Source organism: Aeromonas sp. QDB56 (assembly GCF_027705505.1).
Lineage (GTDB): Bacteria > Pseudomonadota > Gammaproteobacteria > Enterobacterales > Aeromonadaceae > Aeromonas > Aeromonas caviae.
The window spans coordinates 1-6,604 of sequence record NZ_JAPDBZ010000179.1; the positions used below are offsets into that span (position 1 = coordinate 1).

The 6,604-nt window shown below is 61.2% G+C and carries 4 protein-coding genes, 1 tRNA gene and 1 pseudogene; 3 read left to right on the forward strand and 3 right to left on the reverse strand.

Features of this window, described 5'->3' with window-relative positions:
• Window positions 1-226 precede the first annotated feature (226 nt).
• From OKB81_RS18700 to OKB81_RS18710, 3 genes are all read right to left on the reverse strand, one after another.
• On the reverse strand, window positions 227-436 hold the full coding sequence (locus tag OKB81_RS18700; protein ID WP_005297820.1) for a cold-shock protein: 210 nt from the start codon (window positions 434-436) through the stop codon (window positions 227-229).
• 295 nt (window positions 437-731) lie between these two features.
• Window positions 732-1,391 (reverse strand): LysM-like peptidoglycan-binding domain-containing protein, encoded by a 660-nt coding sequence (locus OKB81_RS18705; RefSeq protein WP_160839324.1) that lies wholly within the window; start codon window positions 1,389-1,391, stop codon window positions 732-734.
• 99 nt (window positions 1,392-1,490) lie between these two features.
• On the reverse strand, window positions 1,491-3,593 hold the full coding sequence (locus OKB81_RS18710) for a methyl-accepting chemotaxis protein (protein WP_160839322.1): 2,103 nt from the start codon (window positions 3,591-3,593) through the stop codon (window positions 1,491-1,493).
• A 263-nt stretch (window positions 3,594-3,856) separates the two neighbouring features.
• Between OKB81_RS18710 and gltX the strand changes: the two genes are divergently transcribed.
• The 3 genes and pseudogenes from gltX (at window position 3,857) to OKB81_RS18720 (ending at window position 5,948) form a co-directional block, all read left to right on the forward strand.
• Window positions 3,857-5,272: a glutamate--tRNA ligase gene (gltX, locus tag OKB81_RS18715; protein WP_010675482.1), complete on the forward strand. Its 1,416-nt coding sequence runs from the start codon at window positions 3,857-3,859 to the stop codon at window positions 5,270-5,272.
• An 11-nt stretch (window positions 5,273-5,283) separates the two neighbouring features.
• Window positions 5,284-5,419: pseudogene (locus OKB81_RS20885) on the forward strand (glutamyl-tRNA synthetase); the annotation flags it as partial.
• A gap of 453 nt (window positions 5,420-5,872) precedes the next feature.
• Window positions 5,873-5,948 (forward strand) — tRNA-Ala (locus OKB81_RS18720).
• Window positions 5,949-6,604: the final 656 nt, after the last annotated feature.

A 6,604-nucleotide genomic window follows, 5' to 3' on the forward strand; every position in this document is an offset into this window, starting at 1 on the left:
ATCTCGCACCTCGATAACTGTACGTAAGATCAGTATAGTTCGTGGTAACTGACTGCTAATCATGGGTAATCAGGTAATTTTAATTTATAGCGGCTGGTGGCGGCCATAAACGGCTTGCAGGTGGGGATGGCAAGCCCGGCAAGAGCTCTGCCGATCGGGGAGGGGAAATCGCGGGCAAAAAAATAGGAGGGGCGATGGCTCCTCCTACGGGTTCACTGGCGCTGGCTCAGATAACGGTGACGTTCTCGGCCTGAGGGCCTTTTTTGCCCTGGGTCACAGTGAACTGGACTTTTTGACCTTCAGCCAGGGTCTTGAAACCTGCGCTCTGGATGGAGGAGAAGTGAACGAAAACGTCCGGTCCCTGGGATTGCTCGATGAAGCCAAAACCCTTGGTTTCGTTGAACCATTTTACTTGGCCGGTGCGAATGTCAGACATGTGGTAAGTCCTATCTATAACAAAATGAAACTAAGCCTGGTTGGGCAGCATTTGCCTGGAAGTCAGGGGTTGAAGCATGACTGACCACGTCTCTTTGTCCCAGTAGCATGTAGCACAATCCCTGTCTAAAGCCTGACCGATTGTACTGGAGCCCGATCCCTTGTCAATTTGGCACTTTTCATTTTTTGAGCGAGCTAAAAGTATTGTGAAGTCAGCAGCTTGTTTCATGCTTCACATCAAAAAAAACGGGAGGCCATGGCCTCCCGTCTGCATAAGGGGAAGTGGTCGAGCCCCCTTATTCCTTGAGGGCGAACCCTTCCCCCTGGCGGTCGTAGCGGTAGCTGACCAGACCGAGAGAGCGGACCTCGACCCGCTGGATGCGGCGGCTGGTGTCCACCAGGATGAACACCGACTTGCCCGACTGCAGCCGGGTCAGCGGCCTGTCCGGCCCTTCGATGGCGATGAGCCGGCTGAGCTCGGCCCCCGGCAACTCGAACTTGCGGAAGATGGAGTAGAGGGTTTCACCGGCCTGCACGTCGTGCTGCAACCAGGTGCCATCCACTTTCTCCTCGACGGGCTTGGCGGCCTGGGGCTCACCGGCGTTGCCGACGGTCAGGGCCTGGGCGGGCACGGCCAGGGGGACCGCCAGAGAGCCTGACGGCGCCGTGGTCGGGGCGGCGGGGGCGGGCTCCCAGGCCAGCACCAGCAGCCAGAGCGGGATCAGCACCAGCAACCCTATGGTGTGTTTGCGGGGCAGGGGGCTTGCCAGCTTGAACGAGGCCGCCTTCGGCTCCTTGTTGCGCTGACCCAGGCCACTCATGCCCTGGCCGAGACGCTGGCGCAGGGGCAGGGTAGCCGCGTTGATACGTTGGAGCAGGGTTCCTTGTGATTCGTCTTGGCGACGCTGCTGGGCTCGTCTGTTATGGCCACGTGGGCGACGGTCCGGGGTGGGCACGGCATTTACCTCTCACTACATTGCCTGCCATCAGGCAAATATGCCGCCTATGGTAAACGGACTCGTCCCCGAGGGGGAGAGTCCGGAGCATGAAAATTATCAGCTGAGACGAAACTGACCCAACAATTGCTGCAAACGTTCCGCCGCCTGACGCAAGGCCTGGCTGGCGTTGGCCGTGCTGGTGGCGTCCCTGGCGATGTCGTTGGCCAGTGCGCTGGTTTTTGACAGATTGCCGGAGACAGTCTCGGAAACCGAGCTCTGCTCCTCGGCGGCGGAGGCGATCTGGTAGGTCATGTCGTTGATGGTGGCGATGGCCTGGAAGATGCTGCCGAGGGCCGCCTCCGCCTGATCCGCTTCCCCCACCGCCTGATGGGTCAGCTGCTGGCTCTGCTGGATGGCGTTGACCGCGTTGGTGGAGCTGTGGCGGATCTTGTCGATCAGCTCCTGGGTATTCTGCACCGCCTGCTGGGTGTTGCCCGCCAGCTTGCGCACCTCGTCGGCCACCACCGCAAAACCGCGCCCCTGCTCGCCGGCCCGGGCCGCCTCGATGGCGGCGTTGAGCGCCAGCAGGTTGGTCTGATCGGCGATCCCCTGGATGACGGTGAGGATGCTGGTGATCTGCTCGCTGTCGTGAGCCAGCCCTTCCACCACCTCGGCGCCCTTGCCCGCCTCGGCGGCCACCTTGTGCATGGAGTGGATCACCCGCTGGAAGCGTACCTTGCCCTCGTCCGCCGCGCTCTGGGCCTGCTTGGCGGAGTCGGCGGTGTTGTTGGCGTGGGTGGCCACCTCCTGGCTGACGTAGGACATCTCCTGTACCGCGGTCAGCATCTGCTCCATCTCGGCCTGATGATGCTGCAGGTTGCTGTCGGTCTGGCCGGCGATGCGATCGGTCTCCCCGGCGTGGCGATGGACCTCGCTCGCGGTCTTCTGCACATCCCCGAGCAGGGCCTGCAGCTTGTCGATGAAGCGGTTGATGCCCCGGGCCAGGGCCCCCAGCTCGTCCCGGGAGCGGCTCTCCAGACGCTTGGTGAGATCCCCGTCGCCGTCGGCGATGTCATCTACCAGGCTGACCATCTGGCGGATGGGGCCCGTGATGCTGCGGGCAATGACCAGCATGGTGCCAAGGGCCAGCGCCAGTACGATGAGGGCACCGATGAGCTGCTGGGTCATGGCGGCGCGGTTCATGTCGGTGAGCTGGCGTGCCAGCTCGTCCGCTCCCGCCAGCACCACCTTGTAGGGCAGGGTGACGATGATGGCCCAGTTGCGGGCCATGCCGGGCACCGCGATGGGCACCGAGATGCGAAACGCATCGTCGAGCTCCTGGCGCTGCACGTCCGGTTTGAGGTACTGCTGCCAGCCGCTGCCGAGCACCTTGTCGGCGCGGCTGCCGAGCAGGCTGGCGTCGCCGCTGGTGCCGGTGATGACGCCGGCAGCGCTGACGATCAGGGTCTCCCCCTTGCCGTCATAGATGTTGCTGTTGAGAGACTGGGCCTGACGGCTGATGGAGTCCACCGCCAGATCCAGCGCGGCGATGCCCTTGAACTGGCCATCCACCAGGATGGGGGTGGTGATGGTGCTCACCAGCACCTGCTGGCCGTTGATGTCCACCTTGAAGGGGTCGATGAGGCAGGGGCGCCCCTCCCGTTTCGGGCAGGCGTAGTAGTCGTTGGCCGGGTTGCCGAACTCGTCCGGATCGCTCTTTTCGATGGAGAGCAGCAGATCGCTGCCGATCTGATCCTTGTCGCGGTAGAAGTAGGGAACGAAGCGCCCCTTGTCGTCGCTGCCAAGGGCTGCCTGTCCCGCGAAGCTTTCGTCCTGGCCGTCGAAGCCGTTGGGCTCGAAGCCCGCGAAGGCGCCATAGAGCTGAGGCTCCAGGGCAAGCTGGGCCTTGAGCAGATCGGTGGCTTGCTGGCGATCCAGCGGCAGCTTGCCCTCCTGCTGGCGGGCGAAGACGCTGGCCATCTGCTGGGTGTAGGAGAGCCCCTTTTGCAGCAGCTGGGTGATGGTGGCGGCCTCGGCACGGGCGTTGGCGCTCACCTTCTGCCACGCCTCCTGTTGCAGGGCGGCGCGGCTGGAGTCGATGGTGAGCTGCTGGGTCTGCCGGCCTGAATACTGGTTGAGCAGGATCAGGATGACCAGGGCCGTGGTCATGGCGACACCGGCCAGTACCAGGATACGATTCTGGATAGAACGAAACTGCATCGCGCGTTCCTTGTATCGTTGAGGGTTCGTTGACGGGGTGACTGAAGTATCGGCTGTGCGGGAGATCTCTCCAGCGACCTCGCCTAGCTAAGCGGGAAAAAAGGGAAAATTCTGAGACATCACTCTAAAACAGCGGTTTTTGCGGGAATAGACCCTATTTTCCCCTCTGCCTCGCCATGGTTTTCCCATCCGTCATTGTCGGTGCTAAAATGCGACGGTTTTTTTAACGAATTGGCCCAAGGCCCTCTACACAAGGCTTAAAGATGAAAGTCAAAACCCGTTTTGCTCCCAGCCCGACCGGCTTTTTGCATGTCGGCGGTGCCCGTACCGCACTCTATTCCTGGTTGTTTGCAAAGAACCAGGGCGGTGAGTTTGTGCTGCGTATCGAGGATACCGATCTGGAACGTTCCACTCAGGAGGCCATCGACGCCATCATTGAGGGCATGGAATGGCTGGAGCTGAACTGGGATGAGGGCCCCTACTACCAGACCAAGCGCTTCGATCGCTACAACGGCCTCATCGACGAGATGCTGGCTGACGGCCGCGCCTACAAGTGCTACTGCTCCAAAGAGCGTCTGGAAGCGCTGCGTGAAGGCCAGATGGCCAACGGCGAGAAGCCCCGCTATGACGGCAAGTGCCGGGATGGCGCCCACGATCACCCGGCCGATGCGCCCCACGTCATTCGCTTCCGCAACCCGACCGAAGGCTCCGTGGTGTTCGATGACCACGTCCGTGGCCGCATCGAGTTCGCCAACACCGAGCTGGACGATCTGATCATTCGCCGTACCGACGGTGCGCCGACCTACAACTTCTGTGTTGTAGTCGATGACTGGGACATGGAGATCACCCACGTGGTGCGTGGGGAAGACCACATCAACAACACCCCGCGCCAGATCAACATCTACAAGGCCCTGAACGCGCCGGTGCCGGAGTTTGCCCACGTCTCCATGATCCTGGGTGACGACGGCGCCAAGCTCTCCAAGCGCCACGGCGCCGTCTCCGTCATGCAGTACCGCGACGACGGTTACCTGCCGGAAGCGCTGCTGAACTATCTGGTGCGTCTGGGCTGGTCCCACGGGGATCAGGAGATCTTCACCCTCGACGAGATGATCAAGCTGTTCAGCCTGGATGCCATCTCCAAGTCCGCCTCTGCCTTCAACACCGACAAGCTCTTGTGGCTGAACAACCACTACATGCGCAGCCTGGATCCGGCCTATGTGGCCAAGCATCTGGCCTGGCACATGGAACACCAGCAGATCGACACCAGCAATGGCCCGGCGCTGGCCGACGTGGTCACCCTGCTGGCCGAGCGCTGCAACACCCTGGTCGAGATGGCCGCCCAGAGCCGCTACCTGTTCGAAGAGTACGAAGCCATCGACGAAGCCGCTGCCAAGAAGCACCTGCGCGGTGTGGCTGCCGAGCCTCTGGCGCTGGCCAAGACCAAGCTGGCGGCCCTGGAGACCTGGACCACCGAGGCGCTGCACGAGCTGATTGAAGCGACCGCCGCCGAGCTGGGTCAGGGCATGGGCAAGGTCGGCATGCCGCTGCGTGTGGCCGTCACCGGTCTGGGCCAGTCTCCTGCCATCGATGCCGTGATGGCGCTGGTGGGCAAGGAGCGGGTCCTCGCCCGTATCGACCGCGCTTTGGCGTATATCGAAGCGCGCATGGCCGCCGAGTAAGCTTGCCGCCGCACATTGCCGTCACCGGTCTGGGGTAATCTCTCCCCTGCCATCGACGCCGTGATGGCGCTGGTGGGCAAGGAGTGGGTCCTCGCCCGTATAGATCGCGCTTTGGCGTATATCGAAGCGCGCATGGCCGCTGAATAAACATCGGCCATGGCATGAAAAGGGCTCCCTGACGGGGCAATGCTGTTCAGATAAGCACATTTTTGACTAATTATTCATAAATGCGACTTGAGTTGGGGGAGCAAGGCTGTTTCCAGTCGATGTTCCTTCAGCCTTTATCCAGCGTGGCTTGCAATAGAAAGAGGGAGGCATCATGCCTCCCTCATTTTTTAGCCCTGATACTACGTGGACTGGAACTCAAATTCTCTTAAGTGAACAGCATTGCCCTGACGGGGGCCCTTCGTATTTTGGCCTCAAGCGGATTTGCGACGTAAAACAGCGACATAGCGACGAGGTTGGCGGTAAAAACAGCTAACTGCCTGAATTTTGACTAAACGCTCCAGCGGGCGAGAATTTTGGGTTGACAGCAAAGCGGGTGATGCCTATCATGCGCCTCCGTTGCCAGAGATAACTTTGGTAGCGCCGAGGTGAGTTGGGGTTATAGCTCAGCTGGGAGAGCGCTTGCATGGCATGCAAGAGGTCCGCGGTTCGATCCCGCGTAGCTCCACCATCTTTCGCAAGAAAGCACCAAGGCCACCGCATCGCGGTGGGCTTTTTGTTTGCCTGTCATTTGGATTTCCCATGATCTCGCCCTTTGCATTTGTCTGGCAAATGGCGCTTCACCCTGTCCGCGAGGGCATCAGCGGCCCTGGCCGCCGCTGACGGGGGTGAGGGGGGGATTGGCGCCGATGCCGCCATGGCCATGGCGCGGGCTGCACGATGCCATCCTCTGTCGCGTGGCGGTTGGCTCGTTCGGCAGCCTGCGATGGCGCTTCACCTTGTCCGCGAGGGTATCAGCGGCCCTGGCCGCCGCTGACGGGGGTGAGGGTGGAGATTGGCGCCGATGCAGCCATGGCCAAGGCGCGGGCTGCGCGATGCCATCCTCTGCCGTGTGGCGGTTGGTTCGTTCGGCAACCTGCGGGATACGCTATCCGGCCCCTGGAGTCAGCACCGGGTTTCCCCGTCGGCAGGGTGCCAGCCCCCCGGGAAAGGGGTGAGACGGGGCAACAGGGCATTTATTAATCCCATGATGTGGCCCTTTGCATTTGTTTTTCAAATGGCCTTGGCACAAAAAAAAGCCCGCGATCATCGCAATGCTGTTCACTTAAGAGAATTTGAGTTCCAGTCCACGTAGTATCAGGGCTAAAAATGAGGGAGGCATGATGC

What these genes read in the sequence shown, in the direction of transcription:
- OKB81_RS18700 (WP_005297820.1), bottom strand. Translation starts at nt 436, where the DNA reads ATGTCTGACATTCGCACCGGCCAAGTAAAATGGTTCAACGAAACCAAG.
- gltX (WP_010675482.1), top strand. Translation starts at nt 3,857, where the DNA reads ATGAAAGTCAAAACCCGTTTTGCTCCCAGCCCGACCGGCTTTTTGCAT.
- OKB81_RS18710 (WP_160839322.1), bottom strand. Translation starts at nt 3,593, where the DNA reads ATGCAGTTTCGTTCTATCCAGAATCGTATCCTGGTACTGGCCGGTGTC.